Here is a 19,955-nt window from a genome sequence, read left to right on the forward strand (position 1 = left end):
GTGATTTTCATGGATGATATTTTTTTCAATTTTATTTATTTAATTGATTTACTAATTTTTACAAATTTGCATTAACTTTTTATTTACTATTTATTAACATTGTATAATTTGATAAAATAACTAATGAATTATTCTTCAAAATAATGCCAGTATTGTGGATGAATCAGAATGATAATGCGTTGGCCGGAGAGCATTTGATCGGGATGAATCATACAATCAGGCATTACATGGTCAATATCATTGTAATCCTTGTTATGATCCAGAAAATATGCTTCATAGGTAAGCCCAAAATCTTTCATTGCAGCATGTTTCATCACAACAGTATCAGAATTCATAATGATAAAATCATTATTGGGGCGGTCTGGTGTAGTTCTGGTTTTACATTCATTCCAGAAATAATAATTGTTATAACCGTACTTTGGACTGAAAATACTCCCGTGGGCCGATGTGCCTACAATATGGATACCATGGCTCCTTAGCCAGGTCAGTTCAGAACGCAAGAATTCTACAGCATCTTGTTTGTATATCACATCAAGTGTTACCAGATCATTATGCCAGCCAATCTCGTGTCCGTAGCTTTGGATTCTTTGAAGCACCGGAACAATCGCTTCATTATGGACAATCTTATTATCAGCGTTTTCAAGATAATAATCCGACGTATGTAAGATATAGTAAGATCCACGGATATGATGCGCGTACTCAAGAGTTGCCATATAAAGAGCCCTTTCCAAATCTGCATCAACATCATGCTTGATAGCTATCACAACTTTACCGGGTGCATAAGTACTATTCAGCTGTTTAAGCGGTACAACAACAAATCGGGAAGTATCAGAAATTATATGTAAAAACGCTTCATAGCGTTCATAGGTCAACCCGGAATCAGACTGAATTGTTTTCAGACTCTCTAAAGAAATTATTATCAATACTGTACCCGCAATTAAAAAAACTGCAATTTTTCTGAAATAGCGAAATATTGACTGTTTCTGCACGATGTTACTTTTTAAAAAGTTCAAGCTCATTTAAAATAACCCAATCAATAATTACTGCCCTATTATTTTATTTTCAAATATATACAAAACATGACTGCTTTACAATACCGCCAAATAAAAACAAGCTGTTATTGATTTTTGTCACACCGAAAGCAAACTATTCACTCCGTGCAACTCCAATGTACAGACCTTTCTCATGAGCTGACCCGTAAAATATTTTAATTCCACCTCGCCAATCAGAAAAATATGTATATTTTTGCCGTCGCTGTTATTGAAATAACAAATAAGAAAAACATATAAACATCGCGGAGGAAAAATGAGCCAAATCGAGAATTCTGTTAAAGAAATTACCGGAAAATACGCGAACAATCCGGACCGCCTGATGGACATCCTTACAGATGTACAAAACCAACTCAGGTTCGTGCCCGCTGAAGCTATCGGTATCATTTCAAAGGAACTGAAAATGTCCAGAGTGGATGTTGAACAAACATCATCGTTCTACCATTTCTTCACCTGCAAGCCGTCGGGCAAATACACTGTATATCTTAACAACAGTGCTGTTGCCGGAATGATGGGCAGAGACGCTATTGCTAAAGCCTTTGAAAAGGAATGCGGTACAGCCTTCGGTAAAGTAACTACCGACGGACTGATTGGTCTGTTCGATACTGCCTGCATAGGCATGAACGATCAGGAACCTGCTGCCATTATCAATGGTGTAGTATTTACCAGGCTTACCGAAAACAAGGTAAAAGAACTGGTTGCCGGATTCCGCGCAGGTAAATCGGCAAACGAGCTGGTGACTGCCTTTGGCGATGGTGCCAACGCAGAAATGAAAAGCATGGTGAATAACAACATCATGAAAAAAGGTCCGGTCATCTTTTCGGATTATACCAGCGGTAACGCCCTCAAAAAACTCAATACTCTTACTCCCGACCAGGCAATTGCCGAAGTGAAGGACTCAGCCATTCGCGGACGCGGCGGCGCGGGTTTCCCGACAGGGTACAAATGGGAGTTCTGCTCAAAGAATGAAGGAAACAAAGTTGTGTTGTGCAATGCAGACGAAGGCGAACCCGGAACATTCAAAGACCGCGTGCTGCTTACCGAACTTCCCCATATGGTGTTTGAAGGTATGGCACTTGCTGCCTATGCTATTGGTGCAAAGCAAGGCATCCTTTATCTGCGCGCCGAATACACATACATGAAAGAAAATCTTGAGAAAGTTCTTGCAGGAATGCGTGCAAAAAACCTTCTTGGCAAAGATATCGCCGGAAACAAAGGGTTTGATTTCGATATCCGCATCCAGATGGGCGCAGGCGCTTATATTTGCGGTGAGGAATCAGCGCTGATAGAATCAGCTGAAGGCAAACGCGGCGAACCACGGAATCGCCCGCCATTCCCGGTACAGAAAGGATACAAAATGCAACCGACCGTTGTGAACAATGTGGAAACACTTTGCTCTGTTGTACGCATCATTGAAAAAGGCGCCGGCTGGTACAAAGGTTTTGGTACGGAACAATCAAGCGGAACCAAGGTGCTCAGCATCTCCGGCGACTGCAAATTCCCCGGTGTGTATGAAATTGAATGGGGAATGACTATAAAAGAAATGCTCGAGATGTGCGGTGCAGAAGATGTACAGGCACTTCAGGTGGCGGGTCCTTCAGGACTCTGCATTTCGCCAAAAATGTTTGACCGTAAAATTGCCAACGAAGATTTGCCTACAGGCGGTTCGATGATTGTAATCGGGAAAAAACGCGACCTGCTGAAAGACGTAGTACTGAACTTCATGGATTTCTTTGTTGACGAATCATGCGGCTCATGCGTACCATGCCGTGCACTTACTCCTGTAATGAAGAAAAAACTCGAAAAAGTAATTGCGGGCAAAGCCCTCACTTCAGAAATTGATGAGCTAACGGCACTCGGCAGAATGATGAAAGAACTGAATCGTTGCGGTCTTGGGCAAACTGCCGCCAATCCTATACTTACAACAATTGAGAACTTCAGGGAAAAATATGAAGCACTCACAAAAGAATCAAAGAACGGCGTGTATGAGTTTGACCTTGCTGCCGCCTGCAAAGATTCATGTGCAGTTGTAAAAAGAGAAGTAAACGTTCATTAATCCGATCATTCAAGAACTCAGATAAAACACAAAATATGAGCAAAGTTAAATTCACGATAGACGGCAAAGAATGCATCGCTGAAGAAGGTCTTGACCTTTGGAAGGCAGCCATGCTGAACGGAATTTTTATCCCGTATCTGTGCCACATGAAAGACGTTATACCTGCCGGTTCATGCCGTATCTGCACCGTTAAAGTGAACGGACGATCGGTTGCAGCCTGCACAACCCCGGTAACAGCCGACATGAACGGTGCCGTGGTTGAGAATGAAACACCGCAGCTGGAAGCTATGCGTAAGATGATTACCGAGCTTTTATTTGTTGAAGGCAATCATTTTTGCCCTGCATGCGAAAAGAGCGGCAATTGTGAACTTCAGGCTATGGGATACCGTTATCAGATGATGGTTCCCCAGTTTGAATATAATTTCCCGATGCGCGAAGTAGATGCTACTACACCTAAGATTTACCTTGACCGCAACAGGTGCATACAATGTAAAAAATGCATCCGCTCCATCAAAGATGATCAGGGACGCAGCTATTTTGCCTTCTACAAACGCGGTAACAAACTTGAAATCCACATCGACCACGAACTGGCTGCCGGAATGAGCAACGAACTTGCACAGGCTGCTATGGACGGTTGCCCGGTGGGAGCCATACTGCGCAAGGAAAAAGGATTTGATGTTCCCATAGGTCAGCGTAAATTCGATAAAGAGCCTATCGGAACCGAGTTTCTAAAAGATAATAAATAATAGGAGACAACATAATGAGCAAAGCTATAGTCGCTACAACTTCGCTGGCAGGATGCTTCGGCTGCCACATGTCGTTACTTGACATTGACGAGAAGATCTTACAACTTATTGAGCTAGTTGAGTTCAATAAATCTCCTATTGATGACATAAAGACATTTACCAAAAGGTGTAATGTTGGTCTGATTGAAGGCGGATGCTGCAACAGCGAAAACATCGAAACACTGATTAAGTTCCGTGAGAACTGCGATATCCTGATTTCTGTTGGTGAATGTGCCATCATGGGCGGACTTCCCGCACTCAGGAACGGAATTCCCATCAAAGAATGTTTGGATGAAGCATACCTTGGCGGACCAACAACCGGTATCTGTAACCCCGACAACATCATGCCGAATGATGAAGAACTTCCGATGATTCTGGATAAAGTGTATCCTTGTCATGAAATTGTGAAGATTGATTATTTCCTACCGGGATGTGCACCGAGAGCAGAACTTATCTGGGAAGCACTCTATGCCTTACTTACCGGCAATGAAATGAATCTGCCTTACGAAGTCATCAAATTCGATTAATCTTAAAAACTGAACGCAATGAGCAAAATAACCATAGAACCCGTAACCCGCGTTGAAGGACATGGCAAGGTTACCATCCACATGGATGATAAATTGAATGTTACACAAACCAGGCTTCACATTGTTGAATTCAGGGGATTTGAGCGTTTCGTACAAGGTCGCCCCTACTGGGAAGCCCCCGTACTGGTACAGCGCCTCTGCGGCATATGCCCCGTAAGTCATCATTTGGCTGCAGCCAAAGCACTTGACGTAATTGTTGGCGCCGGAACCGGCGACGGACTCACTCCTACCGGCGAAAAAATGCGCCGCCTGATGCACTATGGACAAATGTTCCAGAGCCATGCACTGCATTTCTTCCACCTTGCATCACCCGACCTGTTGTTCGGATATGACAGCGACCCCGTAATGAGAAACGTTATAGGCGTTGCCATGAAACACCCCGACCTCGCAGTTCAAGGTGTTATGATGCGCAAATACGGACAGGAAATTATTGCCGCTACCGCAGGTAAAAAAATTCATGGTACCGGTGCCATCCCCGGCGGGATTAATAAAAACCTCAGCATTGCCGAACGCGACCATTTCCTGAATGGAGCAGGCCCAATGAACATTGATAAAATGGTTGACTGGGCGCTTGCTGCAGTTGAACTCTTCAAAGGATATCACAAAGCCAATCAGGCCTTCATTGATAATTTTGCGGTGTTCCCCTCAAGCCACCTGAGCCTTGTTCGCAAAGACGGTGCTATGGACCTGTATCATGGCGTACTTCGTGCCGTTGATAAAGATGGCAAAAAGATATTAAACGATGTTGATTATCAGGAATATTATAAATACATCAACGAAGAAGTTCGTTCATGGAGTTATATGAAATTCCCCTTCCTTACCTCCATTGGTAAAGAAGAAGGCTGGTACACTGTTGGTCCTCTGGCACGTTTGAATACCTGTGATTTTATTCCTACGCCACTCGCTCAGAAAGAATTTGAGATATACAAAGCATATACCGGCGGCAAACCGAATCATATGAGCATGCACATGCACTGGGCACGCCTCATCGAGTTACTGCATTCGGCAGAAATGATTAAAATGCTGCTGAACGATTCTGATCTGCAGAAGGACGACCTCGTAACCAAAGGCACCAAACAAATGGAAGGCGTTGGTTTGATTGAAGCACCGCGCGGTACGCTGTTCCATCATTACAGGATTAACGAAGACGATCAGATTATAATGGCAAACCTCATCGTATCCACTACCAACAACAACGAGCCTATGAACAGGGCTGTGAATGATGTGGCAGTGAAGATGATGACAGGTCAGAAAGAAATAACCGAAGGCATGAAAAATGCAGTGGAAGTCGCCATCAGGGCGTATGACCCGTGTTTAAGCTGCGCAACACATGCATTGGGCAAAATGCCTCTTGATATCAAAATGGTTGACAGCAATAACAACGTGCTTAGCCAGTACGAATCAAAGTAATCAAGTAATTATCAAGATCAGGTCCCTGCCCTACAAGGCGGGGACTTGATTTTTAAGGAAGGCGATACACAATGAAAATTCTGCTATACGGATACGGTAACCCGGGCCGTCAGGACGATGACCTCGGCATTTCAGCCATAGACCTGCTTGACGTTTGGATACATAAGGAAAACCTCACGGATATTACCCTTGAAAGCAATTACCAGCTAAATATTGAAGATGCCGAAATAGTATCGAATCATGATCTTGTAATTTTTATTGATGCTACCATTGAAGAAATCGACCGTTTTATCTGCACCGAAGTAAAACCTGATGATGCAACCGTTGAATTTACAATGCACGCTGTATCACCTGCATATGTGCTCGATTTGAGCAATAAATTATTCAAAAAACAGCCTGAAACTTATCTTATCCACATCAAAGGTTATGAATGGGAACTTGGATTGCCGATGACACCCGCTGCAGAAACAAATCTTTTTGCCGCCGTTGAATTCATCAAAACTAAAGTACTGGAGGCCCGCAGATGAGTGGAAACAATAAAACACTTGTACTTGGTCTGGGGAACGACATTTTAATGGATGACGGCGTAGGACCAAAGTTAATGCGTGTTGTTGCCGAACGCTATCCATACCCTGATTTTGATTATGATACAGCCGCTCTTGGTGGAATGGAACTCATAGAGATGATGCGTGATTACAGCCGAATCATTATCATCGATGCCATCATGACACGAGGGGGAATACCGGGTGCTGTATATCATCTCACGCCTGCCAACTTCAAAGAAACATCCCATATTTCAAATCTCCACGACATTTCCTTTCTTACCGCGCTTAAAATGGCAGAAAGCCTCGATATCTATATTTCAGACAAGATAGACATCATAGCTGTTGAGATTGTTGAAGACCGTGTTTTTGGTGAAGAATTCACACCAGAACTTGCCGCCAATTACGAAGAAACAAAAACGGAAGTGCTGGCCATGATAAAAGAATTGCTGGGTAAATAACACCGCCGGACAAAGGCTTTCCACCAAGAAAGAAGAGTATCTATTTTTACTGTGAAATAATTAACAATATTTTCTTTTCTGAAGGAAAAAGTGTTATTTTTGTGGTTAAGCATTGGAAATGGCAACACATTCAGAGTGCCTTCAAGTGAATTCCAAAAGAAAAAAAGCATTATGGAACGGTTACCCGATAAAACAGTTGAGCGTTTAAGTAAATATCGTAGGGCGCTACTAAATAGTTTGCTGAGTGGTAAAGAACATATTTTTTCGCACGAGATTGCAGCCCTGCTGCATATTACTCCGGTTCAGGTTAGGCGTGACCTGATGCTTATCGGTTATACCGGCACGTTGCGTAAAGGATATGACGTGACCAATCTCATTGAAAAAATCGGGCAGGTTCTGGATACGTTGGAAGGGCAGCGTGTAGCAATATTCGGGCTCGGAAATCTTGGACGTGCGTTGATAAATTATTTTTCAGGAAAGCGGACGAAGCTCACTATTGTTGCAGCTTTCGATACGAATCCCGAAAAAACGAATAAAGAGTATCACGGTGTAATGTGCTATGATTTTGACAGAGTAGATGAAATATTGAAACAGGAGAATGTTTCTATTGGCATTATTACCGTACCTGGCGCCAGTGCGCGAACCGTTGCCGAAAAGATTCTTGCGTCAGGAATAAAGGGTATTCTGAATTTCTCGTCTTACTCGCTGAATTGCCCCGAAGTGTATCTTGAAGAATATGACATGATTACTTCGCTTGAAAAGGTAGCATACTTCGCAAAAAGGGATTAATTCATCCCAACAATAATTGAGTAGTTTCCTGTTATTACCAGGTAATAATAACCTGACCGTTGCCGGTTTGTATTCCCGACGAATTTGACTGTGCAGTTCCTCCATTGTAAGAGCCGCCACCGCCGCCACCGCCGTTGCCACCGCAATTGATGTCGCCACCACCGCCGCCACCTGAGTAGCCACCGCCGCCAGCACCCCCATGAGGACCCGTACCACCGCCGCCACCAAATCCGCCGGTATTTCCGTCGCTCCAGCTTGTTCCTGCGGAAGCGCCCGCGCCTCCATTTACAAATGCTTGTGCATCTGACCCGCCATGGTTCTGACCATTTCCGGTATAACCGGCTCCGGAGCCACCTGCATAACTACATGATGGTGTTATTCCGCCATTTCCACCGGTACCACCGGCACCACCATTACTGCCATTACCGGCAGTCCCTGAAGATGCAGTTGTACCATCAGCACCGTTATCACCATCGTAGCGACCGCTTCCACCGCCACCACCAGCAATCAGCATGGCAATATTGTTATTCCGGGTAACGAAAGAGCCTCCTCCGCCCCCACCGCCAAGTTGGTTGGACACAATTTTCTCGCCACCTTTTTGCCCAACAAGTACTTTTATTGTCTCTCCGGGTGTAACCGTGAACGTGCCTTTCATGCGCGCACCTTTGCCGGGAACGCCCGTACTGTAGTATGACGTTGTATATTGTTTTCCGCGTCCACCTTCGGCGCCCCACGCTTCAATAGTAACGGAGGTCACACAAGCAGGCACTGTAAATGTTTGTATCGAACCGGTATAAGTGAAGGTCTGACTTCCGGTTACAAAACAGCCAACAGATACGGCCATACAAGATGCAGTGCCAGACCCACAGCTGTTATCAGCAGTCACGCAGATACTTCCCGAGCTTGTGCCAAAAGTAACGGTAATTCCTGTTGTACCCTGCCCTGCCGTTATAGTGGAGCCCGAAGGAACCGTCCAGGTATAGCCTGTAGCGCCGGCAACAGCAGCAATAGAATATGCAACACCACTCTGATTCAGATTTGGATTTGTATTTCCTGTAATAGAACCCGGTGAAGCCGGAACAGAAGTTACCGTTACCGGAAGTGTTGATACGCCGCTGGTGCCACAAGGATTCACAGTTGCAACTGTGATATTGCCAGAAGTACTGCCAAATGTAACTGTAATACTGTTAGTGCCGGCACCTGATGTAACCGTTGAGCCCGCAGGCAGTGTCCATAGATAAGATACAGCGCCTAATACAGGACTAATGGAATAGACAGAACCCGATTGCGCAGTGCAAACGGCGGCAGAACCGCTAATAGCGCCGGGCACGGTTGGTGTGATTGTTACATTTACATCGAGGTCGCTTGATGGGCTTGTGCTACATCCATTGCTGGCCCTGACACTTATAAAACCCGCGCTGGTACCGAAATTCACAGTTATCGAATCAGTTCCCAGACCGCTGACAATCGTCGCACCAGACGGGATGGTCCATATATATGAGGTGGCCCCCGAAACCGGGGCAATATGATATGAAACACCGCTCTGACCACTGCATGCAAATGCCGGTCCGACAATAGCTCCCGGCTGACCTATCGATGAACTTCCGATTATACTTATCCAGCCTGAGGAAATACGGTACTGAAATTCGCCACAATCAATATTAAAAATCATAAGCCCGTCAGCCGGAGAAAAAATAGCATTTCGCTGAGCGGTTGTCATGCGCGGAACCAGCATTCCTTTAACGGTAGAGCTTATATCAAGAATTGCAGAAGTATCGGGTGTTGCCCCACTATTATTTATTGATACACCCTGTGCATTTGCTGAGAACGGCAGTTGCCATAACAACAGCAATATTATCGCAGCTTTAATTGTGTTCTTTATCAGAATATTCATGGCATTAGAAGGTTTTAATTTCCAATCTAAATTGTTTACAGTAAAAAGTCGGCGTTCAAATTTAAGAATTCTTCTTTATTTTCATACAATCGGTTGCTTCTGTAAACCAAATGAGTTCTTTCAGAAAAGATGCGGCACGCCTGTCAAATGCAGCCTTATCAGTTGGCATACCCTTTTCATCAAGCACATCGCCAATGTTCGGAACAGGAAACACAGCAGGTACAGTAAATGCTTTCATCTTCCATAAAATGAATTGCAGCTGCATGATAACCTGCACTCCACCAAAATTTCCGCTGGAAACGGTAGAAACAGCAACAGGTTTATGATACCATTCTTCGTACAACAAATCAATAGCATTTTTTAAAGAGGCAGGATAACCTCCATTATACTCAGGTGTAACAATGATGACAGCATCAGCAGATTTGATTTTATCTGAGAATTCAATAGCAGACGCAATAGGTTCTTGAGTAAATTTCAACCTTTCGGTAAAAAGCGGGAAATTATATTCCTTCAAATCTATAATTTCCGCAGAAGCGAGATTATTATCTTCCAAATAAGATTTAAAATATAATGCCGCCCGGTGACTCAGCCTGCCGATTCGCAGACTTGGTGAGATAATTGCGATGTGTGCCATTGCGCAAAATTACGAATAATGGCTCAACGAACAATCATTAAGGATTTATATCAATATTTTACAATCAGAAATTCAGTACGGCGATTACGCTGGTGTTCTTGCTCGGTGCATGGTACAATCCGTCCACCTTCGCATTCACATTTATTCACAGGTTTGCTTTCGCCGTAGCCTTTTCCGGATATCCTCGTTTGTTCTATTCCTTTTGAAACGATGTAGGCTACGGATGCTTTTGCCCGTTTATCGGACAGACTCATATTTGCTGCAGCAGTTCCACGACAGTCAGTATGAGAACCAAGCTCTATAACGATTGTTGGGTTTTCTTTCATAATCTGAACTACTTTATCTAATTCTAATGAAGCATCCGGCCGAATATTTGATTTTCCTAAATCAAAATAAATTGGATTTAACTGAATCACTTTTGCTAAATCGAGGCCGAGTTCAAATTTATTCAACAGCTCCGTAGTTTTAATATTCCCGGGTCGTGGAATACGGTAATGAAAAGTACTGCCCCTGTTAATGTATCCGTCTTTCGAAAAGCTAAGTGCAAGGCTGATGCTATCGCCCACTTTTTTATCCCATAGCAATCGCCTAAAAGTGCCGTCAGCAGAAGTGTTAACATGCTCAACAACCCCGTTTGATTTATCCATAATAGTAAGCGATACATCAGAAAGAGGCGCCTGAGTTGCAGCGTCCACGATAAGGAGGGTAAGTGTAATCAGCGGTTCAGCTAACAGCAGCACTTCAGTATTAATTTCAGCCGCATCAGTATTTGAAGTGGAAACGACCATACTTCCACCAATATATTTATCCTTTTCAGCCAGAATAGCATATTCCTTTTCATATTCGGCTTCAAATGAGAACCTGCCCTGCTCATCAGTAATAACTGATGAAAGCGTGTCCTTTGCATTCATGATAATAGAAATTGTGGCGCCCGGAAGCACCATTCTGCTAAGGCTGTCAATTGCAAATCCTTTAATCGTGATTGTTCTTTTAACCGTTTTCAATTGGGTGAATGCATAAATGTCATCGTTACCATCCGGATTAAAACGGTTAGAGGTAAAGTATCCAGATTTATTATCTGAGTCAAATGTAAGGCCGAAATCATCGCCAGAGCTATTGAGCGGTACACCCACATTGAATGCACTACCGGAAGGCATGCCAAAAGTATCCACCTTAATTTCAAAAATATCGAGACCACCAATTCCTTCGCGACCATTTGAAGAAAAATAAAGACATTCATTCCCATTTATTGTGGGAAATAATTCATTACCCTTTGAGTTTACGCGTTCACCCAGATTTTTCGGATTGCCCCACAATTCGCCCTCAGCCGAACAAACGTAGAGATCCATGCCACCAAAACCACCCGGCATATCTGATGAGAAGTACAGTTTTTTGCCATCGGCACTTATTGCGGGATGGGCAACATTAAATTGTGCCCCGTTATATTCAAACTCACCCATTGCACTGTATCCACTGCCTTTTCCGTTGATTGCAGCCCGGTATAAGCGAAGTTTCACCTGACCGTCGTCAGCTCTGAGAGCTTTGTTATTGATTACTGCATTTCTTGTAACGTACAGTCTTTTTTCATCGTGGGTAAAACAAACAGGACCGTCATTAAATCGCGTTTCAAGATCAGGAGCAAATCTATGCGGCCGTGAGTAAGAGCCATTTTCCTTTTTAGAAGTGATATATACGTGAAAAAAACTCTGCTCAGTCCACGGATAAGTGAAATTCACAGCACCATTGCGAATCCTTGATGAAGTATAAACCACTTTGTTGCCTTGCCATATTACCGGTGAAAAATCATTTTGACCGGAGTTGAACGGCATTCGTTTTACGGAATAGCAGGCACTGTCTCTGAAATATTTATTTAGATTATTAATGGCCTTCAAAAAAGTTTCGCCCCGTTCATCAGCATTATAATGTGCCAGATAAAATGTTGCTTTTGCATAATTTCCGCATTGCATAAGTGCTTGAGCATAATAAAAAGAATGAATTGGTTTTCCAATACCGGACGCAACAATTTTCCCATACACTGTTAATTGTCCCGGAACATTGTTCGTCATGCGATAACATTCACCAAGATTCACCAAGGCTTCAACATTAAGCGTGTCGTGCTTGAGTACTTTTTCATAGAGAGGAATTGCCTCTGAATAAGCCAGCAAAGCAAACAGCTTATTCGCCTTAACCAGGCTTGCCGATTGAGCTACAAGAGAATTTTGATGGATAAAACTCATCGCAATAATTACCACAACTGTCCATGCTTTTTTCATAATTCGTCATCAATAATTTTACAAAAAATACCGGGGGCTCACAACTTTTTTTCCTTTGAACCGAAAGGTGTAAGAAATTCCTATCTCATGCGAACCTGATGTATAATCGTGCAATATGGTTAACGGGTAATCATAGGAATATGTCAACAGTAGTTGAGGGGTAATATACACCCCCGCCAGACCTGAAATATCGGCCCTGCTTCTGTATGAAAGGCCCAACCACAGACGCTCTTTCATCAGGGCGTTAACATTTACATCAAACTGAAATGGAGCATTGCTTACCGCTTTGAGCATCAATTGCGGAACAATTTTCAGGTTTGGGCCAAGCACGAAAACCTTACCTATTGTGGCATAATAATGGAATTTATTGAGTACAACTTTATTATTGCCCAAAATCGTCCCATCGCTGCTAACTTTAATATTATCATCAAGCAGGCGTGGTACGGAGATTCCGGCATAAAACTTTTCAGTTGTGTACATTATACCAAAACCAAAATTAGGTGTAATTACAGTTGGGGTATTTACCGAGAAATTTGGGTCGCCGGGCTCCACAGTGTTTATTGCGGCGAGTTTTTCGGATTGCAGATGAGCACCCCCCATCACTCCAAAAGTCAGGTAACTTTTTCCGCTGAGCCGAACCCGATAGGCATAATTTGCATAAATAAGATTGCGGCTCAATACACCAAGCTTTTCGCTCAGAAAGCACAGGCCAACGCCCATGGTATTTCTGAACAAAGGCATATGCGCGGTAAATGTTGTTGTAACAGGACGCCCTGCGAAACCAACCCATTGCTGTCTGTGATGCAAGCTCACGGCAAGTGCTTCTTTTGAGCCGGCAAAGGCAGGATTGATGAACATTTCGTTGAACATATACTGTGTGAACATCGCGTCATACTGGGCATTCACTTTAGGGAAAACACCGAATAACACGATTGTGAGTACTACTTTAGCAGCTTTCGAAATGGTTGTTTGTGTCATAATCTCGGCAGTTTATAATTAATACTTTATTACAATGAATCCAGTTGCAGATTTCAGATTATCCTTATTAAATTCAAGGATGTAATAATATGTTCCCTGCGGAACCTTATCGCGGCCTAACTCAAAAGTGCCGACATTGGGTTCACCATGCCAACTGTTATCATAAGCCATTTTTGAAAACACTTTGTTGCCCCAACGGTTAAAAATTGCAAGCCTGCAATCAGGAAATCTTTCAATACCGGGAATTACAAAATAGTCATTGACGCCATCGCCATCGGGTGAAAAACCATCAGGTATAAAAACATTGGACGGTGAGAGCAATAGTGGTGTTGGTTCATTCTCGCCCGGATCTGCCGGATTACTGTTTCCATTGGGATCGGCAATGTAGCCGTTGGTAGAAGAATCAGAGACAATCATTGCTACTGGTCCCACTGCTGAGCCAAAAGCAGAATTATAAAAAATCTGAGACTCTCCTGCAAAGCTAATATTCACGGTGAATGTGATGGTTCCCGATTGTCCGCCCTCCAGAAAACTAGCTTCAGGCACTAGCAGATTGATTTCGGATTTTCCGTTAAAAGATGTATTTGCAGTTAATGTGCTATTCGCAGCTGCAGGATTTACCATGCTGAAAACAACGGGCGACGGGAAGGTCGCGTCCAGGTCATCCACTACCTGAATGTGATTCAATGAATCAAGATACAGATTTTGGACGGTAATCACATACGTTACATTATAACTGCCATTATCTAATTGCGTCATTTCAGAAACAGCCTTGGCAAGACCAACTGCCGCGTTGGGCGGCAGAAACACCGGTGTCGGGTTATTCTCACCGTTTTCATTCGGGTTTCCATCACCATCAGGGTCTACTTCAGTTCCTTTGTTTGAAACATCCCATGCAATTAATCCACTCGTATCAGCTGCTTTTACAAGTGCAGTATTCAAGAATGGGCCGAATGAACCTTTTGGTACGATGTTTAAAAATATCAATATTGTTTCCGTTTGCCCCGGCAACAAGGAACTAGCGGCACTTACCAATAAGTTGGTATCCGATATCCCATTATAAAAGCAATTTTGCACCAATTGTCCGGTAACTGAAGGAGGCGCATTTAGTGTAAAATCTACCGGGCAGGGAAACGTTTTTCTTAAATTATCAGTAAGCTGAATGTTATACAAGGGTCTGTTTCCAAGATTTGCTACTTTAAACAAAAAGGTAAGATTATAGCTGCCGTCAGGCTGGTATTGAGGAACTCCGGCCAATTTAGCCAGACCAATCACCGGTTGTGACGGATTAGGGTACACATTGATATACACGTAAGCATTGCTGCACGCTCCCGCTAAATCGCACACAACAAAACATACGGTATCCATCCCGACAAAACCGGAATCGGGAATATATACAATGCATGCTTCCTGAAGATTTGCAAAAACGTATCCATCTCCGTTATCAATACATCCGAGCCCACTAATAGAATATGGCATATCGCCATCCACATCAGTAATCGGAAGACAAATAAACAGCATACTATCCTGCTCCAGATTCACGAGAGTATCGTGAATGAATGGCGGATCATTGACCGGAAGAATATTTATTATCAACATTCCTATATCACATAGTCCCAGGCTGTCACATACAGTAACACAAACGGTGTCTGAACCAGAATAATTTTGTATGGGTGTATAAGTAATGCAAATCGTTCCTGAATTGAGAATAGCAGAAGCATTTCCGTTTGAGATGCAACTGATTCCTGAAAAAATTAATGGCAGCGGACCATCAGGGTCAGTCACAGGCAGACATATCGTGATTGTGCTGTCTTCCGACACGTTCACCAGGGAATCTCCAACAACAGGAGCATCATTAATCGGGTTAATGTTTATATACACTACCGCATTAGAGCACAAGCCGGTAAAATCGCAGACCAAATAATCAAACTGATCGGTATCATAGAAATTTGAATCCGGAGTGAAAGCTACAGCACCTGTATTTGTATCCACAGTAACAGTGCCGTGTATCGGAGAAACACTAATAACAACACTTCCCGGATTGAGGTTGCTATCGCAATCACTATCATTCGCAAGAATATCAATAACTACGGGTGTATCTTCATCCGTTGTGGCAAAATCAGTCGCGGCAAATGGCGCTGCATTCACAATTACCAACTGGCTGCACGACGACGTATTTCCAGAACTATCCAACACAGTATAAATAACAATGGTTGAATCCAACGGAAATACTGAAGGTGCAGTGCTGGTCAGAATTGTTGTATTGCAATTATCATTCACCAGCGGATTTGCAAGAATAACACCGTTTGCAGAGCATGCCCCCGGAGTTGTTGCAGTTATTATGGTAGGTGGACAAACAATTGTGGGGACAATGGTGTCAATTACATTCACAGTCAGGCTGCACGTTGCAGAATTTCCCATCAAATCAGAAGCGATGAAAGTAACATCCGATAATCCATGATTGAATATACGGGAACCAATCTGGTTGATACCTGTTAATGAAGATGCCGCAACCGTTGCGCCCGTAATCGTCCAGGTAAGATTGCTCAAAGTGCAGTTATCGTAACTATTTACATTGGGCACCCAAACTGTCGCATCACATCCTGAAACAAGATTTACGCTGATATTACCACCGCATGACAAAGACGGTGGAATGCTGTCAATAACGGTGATTGTTTGTGTACAATTTGTCGTGCTGCCGTTCGCATAAGTCACAGTCCAGACAACACTGGTTGTTCCTAAAAGATAAATACCGCTTGCATCATCAGTTCCATTAATATTATTCTGAACATTTGTTACGCAACCAATTCCTGACGTGAGATTTAAAGCAGGCACATTCACATAAGCGCTGCATATTCCCGAATCAGTGCTGACGGATATATTGTATGGGCAAATAAGCGGTGGATTTTGCGTTACAGTGAGTATCATCGTATCCACAACATCGCTGCATGATGGCTCCGCCTCGCCTACAAGTGTCAGTACAATTACACCTGCCAGAGCATCAGTTAGACTTGGGTAATATACAGGATTCTTATTGGTAGGATTTGAGAAAATACCATTCCCTGATGTAGTCCAGTGTAAGGATTGACAATTTGATGCTGATGCACCCGACAGCATAAACGGAATTGCCTGACACGTCTGACCATCAAGTCCGGCGTCAACCATGGGAGCAGCATTTACATGAATATGAACATAATCATAATTGGCAGCGCACATACCATTTTCAATAACCCAATTGAATCCATAATCGCCTGTCACAAGATTGGAAATAGTACAGTTGTTACTAAGGGAATCACTAAAAACAGCCACTGTTGGTCCGATAACCTGCTCCCAGTAGCCATGTCCAAATGCAGGAATATTTCCATTAATCACAGTTGATGCAGTATTTCCGTTTTGAACACAAATAATTTGATCAGGCCCGGCATATGATACGGATGGCAAATTATTGTTTATGACAATAAGGGTATCTGTCGAAAAACAATTACCGGAAGGATAAACTGTCGTGAGCGTATAAATAAATTTGTAGGTTCCACCAATCAGACCGGAAACTCCTGCTATTGGAGCGTTATGTGGACTGATTTGAACAGTATTTGGACCTGACAGCTGCGACCATGAGCCATTTGTTCCTGAAGGAAAATTACCGACAAGAAATGTATTTACCGCATTACACCATTGCTGAGACGGACCGCCATCAGCAACAATTGCCTGATTCACCCTTACGAAAACAGTATCATTGTTAACTGCAGGTGGTAGCGGAACACCGGCATCATAAATACCAATTACAACCGTATCCATTCCATAAAATCCGACAGTGGGTTGATATGAAAAATCACCATTGTTACTTAAAATAAACTGTCCGTGAAGTGGCCCGAACACCGGAGAAATTACGGCAGTAAGCTGCGTACCTTCAGGATCCCAATCACCATTTGCCAGAACATTTCCAGAATAAAAACCATCTGCACACATCAACAGATGCTCATTGTAGATAACCGGCTCAGAATTTACAGGTGTTACCGTGATAAACAAAGTATCGCTTGCACAAGCAGCCGGCAGCGGAATTCCGCCATCACAAAGTGAAATTACAACAGTATCGAAGCCATTAAAATATGCAGCAGGAATATAGGTCACAATACCACCCGGACTAATTCCAACACTCCCATGTGCAGGACCGTAGAGAGGCATTGTCGTCGCTGCCAATGCTGTTCCATCAGGATCTAAATCACCATTTAAAATACTACCGGAATAGCTCGTATTTTCAGCAATAATAACGTGTTCATTTACGGTAACAGGCACATCATTAACGGGGTTAATCGTAAGAAATAATGTATCGTTAGAACAGGCTGCAGGCAAGGGAATTCCGCCATCGCAAACACTTAACACAACCATTTCCTGACCAAAATAATTGGGGGTTGGTGTATAAATAAATGCGCCGTTCGGACTGATAATTATTGTTCCGTGCGCCGGTCCACTAATCGGTGATGTTGAAACAATCAGGTTTGTTCCATCAGGATCAAAGTCACCATTTGATAATACAGAACCCGTGAACGGCGTGTCCTCTAAAAGCAATAGATGCTCATTAAATGTTATCGGCGAATCATTCACTGCATTGACACCAATAAATACAGTATCATAGGAACAAGCCGATGGAAGCGGGATTCCATAATCACAAACGTTCACAACAAAAATATCCTGACCATTATAATTAAGCCCCGGTGAATAAGTAAACTGCCCGTTATTACTGATATTCACACTTCCATGCAATGGACCCATGACAGGATAAATAATGACACCCAGCGGTGTGCCCTCAATATCATAATCGCCATTTGCCAGCATATTGCCGATGAAAGGAGTGTCCTCATTAGTGAATAAATGCTCATTGAAAGTTACGGGTGGATCATTTACCGGTGTAATAGAAATAAACAATGTATCGTTAGAACATGCAGCAGGCAAGGGAATTCCGCCATCGCAAACACTTAACACAACCATATCCTGACCGTAATAATTTATGCCCGGAGTGTATGTGAATACACCATTAGGATGAACAATAATAGTTCCATGCGCCGGTCCACTAACTGGCAAAGTTGCCACACTGAGTGTTGTTCCATCAGGATCAATATCACCATTGTTTAAAACAGATCCCGTATAAGAAACATCTTCAGTTGTAACAATATATTCATTGAATGTAACAGGTGCGTCATTTTTTGGAATCACATCAATAATAATAATATCATTGGAACATGCAGAAGGCATTGGAACTCCATGATCGCAAATGCTCACGACAACCTGATCAGAACCATTATATCCGGGGAATGGCGTATACGTATAATTTCCCAGGCTGTCAATAATAATACTACCATGAGAGGGACCCGCCAAAGGTGCCTGATTCACAGTTAGAGAAGTTCCATCCGGATCAAAGTCGGCGTTCAGTAGTACGTTACCCGAAAATAGTGAATCTTCAGGAACAACAATAGCTTCATCAAAAGTAACAGGAGCATCATTTACAGGGTTAACCAGAATAAAAATACTATCATTGCTGCATGAAGAAGGAAATGGAATTCCCTGATCACAAATGCTGACAACAACTGTATCCATACCATTGTAATTGTTAGCCGGAGTGTATATAAAGACGCCGGTAGGGTAAATAGTGATACTGCCGTAACCGGGACCATCAACAGGAATTGTAAGAGCATCCAGCGCAGTTCCATCCGGATCATAATCCCCATTCACTAAAACGGAACCGAGTGCCGAGGCATCTTCGAATGTTGTTAGATACTCATTTACAGTAACAGGTGAATCATTAACGGCAAGAACAACAATATAAACAATCGCCTGAGTACAAAATCCGCTTGAATCACAGAATCCATAAGTAAACTGATCATTCCCATTATAGTTTGGATTTGGGAAATAAGTAATCATTCCATTTATCGGATTGACGATTGCATTACCGTGTGACGGATTCGCCAGCACATTAACTGATGAAGCCCCGTAATTATGATCACAATCCAGATCATTCAACAAAACATTAATCAAGTGAGAAGTATCTTCATTTGTAACAGCCGAATCATTCACCGCCATTGGAACGCCCAAAATTGTGACTATCTGTTGACATGAAGTACTATTTCCGGAACCGTCGGTAACCGTCCAGTTTATATACGACAACCCAACAGGATAACTTATTGCCGGCGCATTATTAACTATACCTGCTACGCCACAATTATCATACACTGATGGTGTACCAAGATTTACAGAAACAGATGCGAGCGAACAAGCTCCCGGCGCAGAATGTAATACCACATTCGCAGGACATATTATAACAGGATTTGTATTATCGTTTACCTGAACACTAAAACTGCAATTAACCGAATTATTGGCAGAATCAACGGCTATCCATGTAACTGTTGTAGTGCCTTTGTTGAAGGTGATATTATTGAGCGAAGTGCCTGAACCGCTTGTTGCGCCTGATAATGCGAAGGTCAGTGTTTTGATGCCGCAATTGT

General features: G+C 43.0%; 13 protein-coding genes. 7 read left to right on the top strand and 6 right to left on the bottom strand.

Translation table 11 applies throughout. The features are described 5' to 3' along the window. Nucleotides 1–128: 128 nt before the first annotated feature. Complete coding sequence (locus WCM76_06080; GenBank protein ID MEI6765191.1) at nucleotides 129–989, bottom strand: hypothetical protein; 861 nt, start codon at nucleotides 987–989, stop codon at nucleotides 129–131. Nucleotides 990–1,305: 316 nt separating this feature from the next. On the opposite strand from WCM76_06080, the gene WCM76_06085 reads away from it, so the two are divergent. From WCM76_06085 to WCM76_06115, 7 genes are all read left to right on the top strand, one after another. After that, nucleotides 1,306–3,105, top strand: a complete 1,800-nt coding sequence (locus WCM76_06085) for an NAD(P)H-dependent oxidoreductase subunit E (protein ID MEI6765192.1) — start codon at nucleotides 1,306–1,308, stop codon at nucleotides 3,103–3,105. A 35-nt stretch (nucleotides 3,106–3,140) separates the two neighbouring features. Then, complete coding sequence (locus WCM76_06090; protein ID MEI6765193.1) at nucleotides 3,141–3,851, top strand: 2Fe-2S iron-sulfur cluster-binding protein; 711 nt, start codon at nucleotides 3,141–3,143, stop codon at nucleotides 3,849–3,851. Nucleotides 3,852–3,865: 14 nt separating this feature from the next. Continuing rightward, on the top strand, nucleotides 3,866–4,417 hold the full coding sequence (locus tag WCM76_06095; GenBank protein ID MEI6765194.1) for an NADP oxidoreductase: 552 nt from the start codon (nucleotides 3,866–3,868) through the stop codon (nucleotides 4,415–4,417). A gap of 18 nt (nucleotides 4,418–4,435) precedes the next feature. After that, on the top strand, nucleotides 4,436–5,887 hold the full coding sequence (locus WCM76_06100) for a Ni/Fe hydrogenase subunit alpha (GenBank protein ID MEI6765195.1): 1,452 nt from the start codon (nucleotides 4,436–4,438) through the stop codon (nucleotides 5,885–5,887). Nucleotides 5,888–5,958: 71 nt separating this feature from the next. After that, nucleotides 5,959–6,414 carry a hydrogenase maturation protease gene (locus WCM76_06105; GenBank protein ID MEI6765196.1) on the top strand — a complete coding sequence of 152 codons (456 nt, stop codon included), beginning with the start codon at nucleotides 5,959–5,961 and terminating at the stop codon, nucleotides 6,412–6,414. After that, a complete protein-coding gene (locus WCM76_06110) occupies nucleotides 6,411–6,890 on the top strand; it encodes a hydrogenase maturation protease (protein MEI6765197.1) in 480 nt (159 codons plus the stop codon). Before WCM76_06105 ends, WCM76_06110 begins: the two co-directional genes overlap by 4 nt. A 171-nt stretch (nucleotides 6,891–7,061) precedes the next feature. Further along, the gene (locus WCM76_06115) at nucleotides 7,062–7,679 is read left to right on the top strand and encodes a redox-sensing transcriptional repressor Rex (GenBank protein ID MEI6765198.1); all 618 of its coding nucleotides are present in this window, start codon (nucleotides 7,062–7,064) and stop codon (nucleotides 7,677–7,679) included. A 34-nt stretch (nucleotides 7,680–7,713) separates the two neighbouring features. Here the strand turns inward: WCM76_06115 and WCM76_06120 are convergent, their stop codons facing one another. From WCM76_06120 to WCM76_06140, 5 genes are all read right to left on the bottom strand, one after another. Next, entirely contained in the window at nucleotides 7,714–9,573 is a 1,860-nt protein-coding gene (locus tag WCM76_06120; protein MEI6765199.1) for a hypothetical protein, read from the bottom strand. Between the two features lie 61 nt (nucleotides 9,574–9,634). Then, nucleotides 9,635–10,207, bottom strand: coding sequence for an NAD(P)H-dependent oxidoreductase (locus tag WCM76_06125; protein MEI6765200.1), 573 nt, complete (start codon nucleotides 10,205–10,207; stop codon nucleotides 9,635–9,637). A 50-nt stretch (nucleotides 10,208–10,257) separates the two neighbouring features. Then, nucleotides 10,258–12,480 carry an OmpA family protein gene (locus WCM76_06130; GenBank protein MEI6765201.1) on the bottom strand — a complete coding sequence of 741 codons (2,223 nt, stop codon included), beginning with the start codon at nucleotides 12,478–12,480 and terminating at the stop codon, nucleotides 10,258–10,260. An 18-nt stretch (nucleotides 12,481–12,498) separates the two neighbouring features. Next, nucleotides 12,499–13,458 carry a type IX secretion system membrane protein PorP/SprF gene (locus WCM76_06135; GenBank protein MEI6765202.1) on the bottom strand — a complete coding sequence of 320 codons (960 nt, stop codon included), beginning with the start codon at nucleotides 13,456–13,458 and terminating at the stop codon, nucleotides 12,499–12,501. An 18-nt stretch (nucleotides 13,459–13,476) separates the two neighbouring features. Next, nucleotides 13,477–19,955 (bottom strand): Ig-like domain-containing protein (locus WCM76_06140; protein MEI6765203.1); only part of this gene is annotated, 6,479 nt, incomplete at its 5' end.

The sequence above is a fragment of the Bacteroidota bacterium genome (assembly GCA_037133915.1).
Classification (GTDB): domain Bacteria; phylum Bacteroidota; class Bacteroidia; order Bacteroidales; family CAIWKO01; genus JBAXND01.

Coding starts and splice junctions, on each gene's coding strand:
- WCM76_06095 (MEI6765194.1), top strand. CDS start 3,866: ATGAGCAAAGCTATAGTCGCTACAACTTCGCTGGCAGGATGCTTCGGC.
- WCM76_06110 (MEI6765197.1), top strand. CDS start 6,411: ATGAGTGGAAACAATAAAACACTTGTACTTGGTCTGGGGAACGACATT.
- WCM76_06090 (MEI6765193.1), top strand. CDS start 3,141: ATGAGCAAAGTTAAATTCACGATAGACGGCAAAGAATGCATCGCTGAA.
- WCM76_06135 (MEI6765202.1), bottom strand. CDS start 13,458: ATGACACAAACAACCATTTCGAAAGCTGCTAAAGTAGTACTCACAATC.
- WCM76_06105 (MEI6765196.1), top strand. CDS start 5,959: ATGAAAATTCTGCTATACGGATACGGTAACCCGGGCCGTCAGGACGAT.
- WCM76_06120 (MEI6765199.1), bottom strand. CDS start 9,573: ATGAATATTCTGATAAAGAACACAATTAAAGCTGCGATAATATTGCTG.
- WCM76_06130 (MEI6765201.1), bottom strand. CDS start 12,480: ATGAAAAAAGCATGGACAGTTGTGGTAATTATTGCGATGAGTTTTATC.
- WCM76_06125 (MEI6765200.1), bottom strand. CDS start 10,207: ATGGCACACATCGCAATTATCTCACCAAGTCTGCGAATCGGCAGGCTG.
- WCM76_06100 (MEI6765195.1), top strand. CDS start 4,436: ATGAGCAAAATAACCATAGAACCCGTAACCCGCGTTGAAGGACATGGC.
- WCM76_06085 (MEI6765192.1), top strand. CDS start 1,306: ATGAGCCAAATCGAGAATTCTGTTAAAGAAATTACCGGAAAATACGCG.
- WCM76_06115 (MEI6765198.1), top strand. CDS start 7,062: ATGGAACGGTTACCCGATAAAACAGTTGAGCGTTTAAGTAAATATCGT.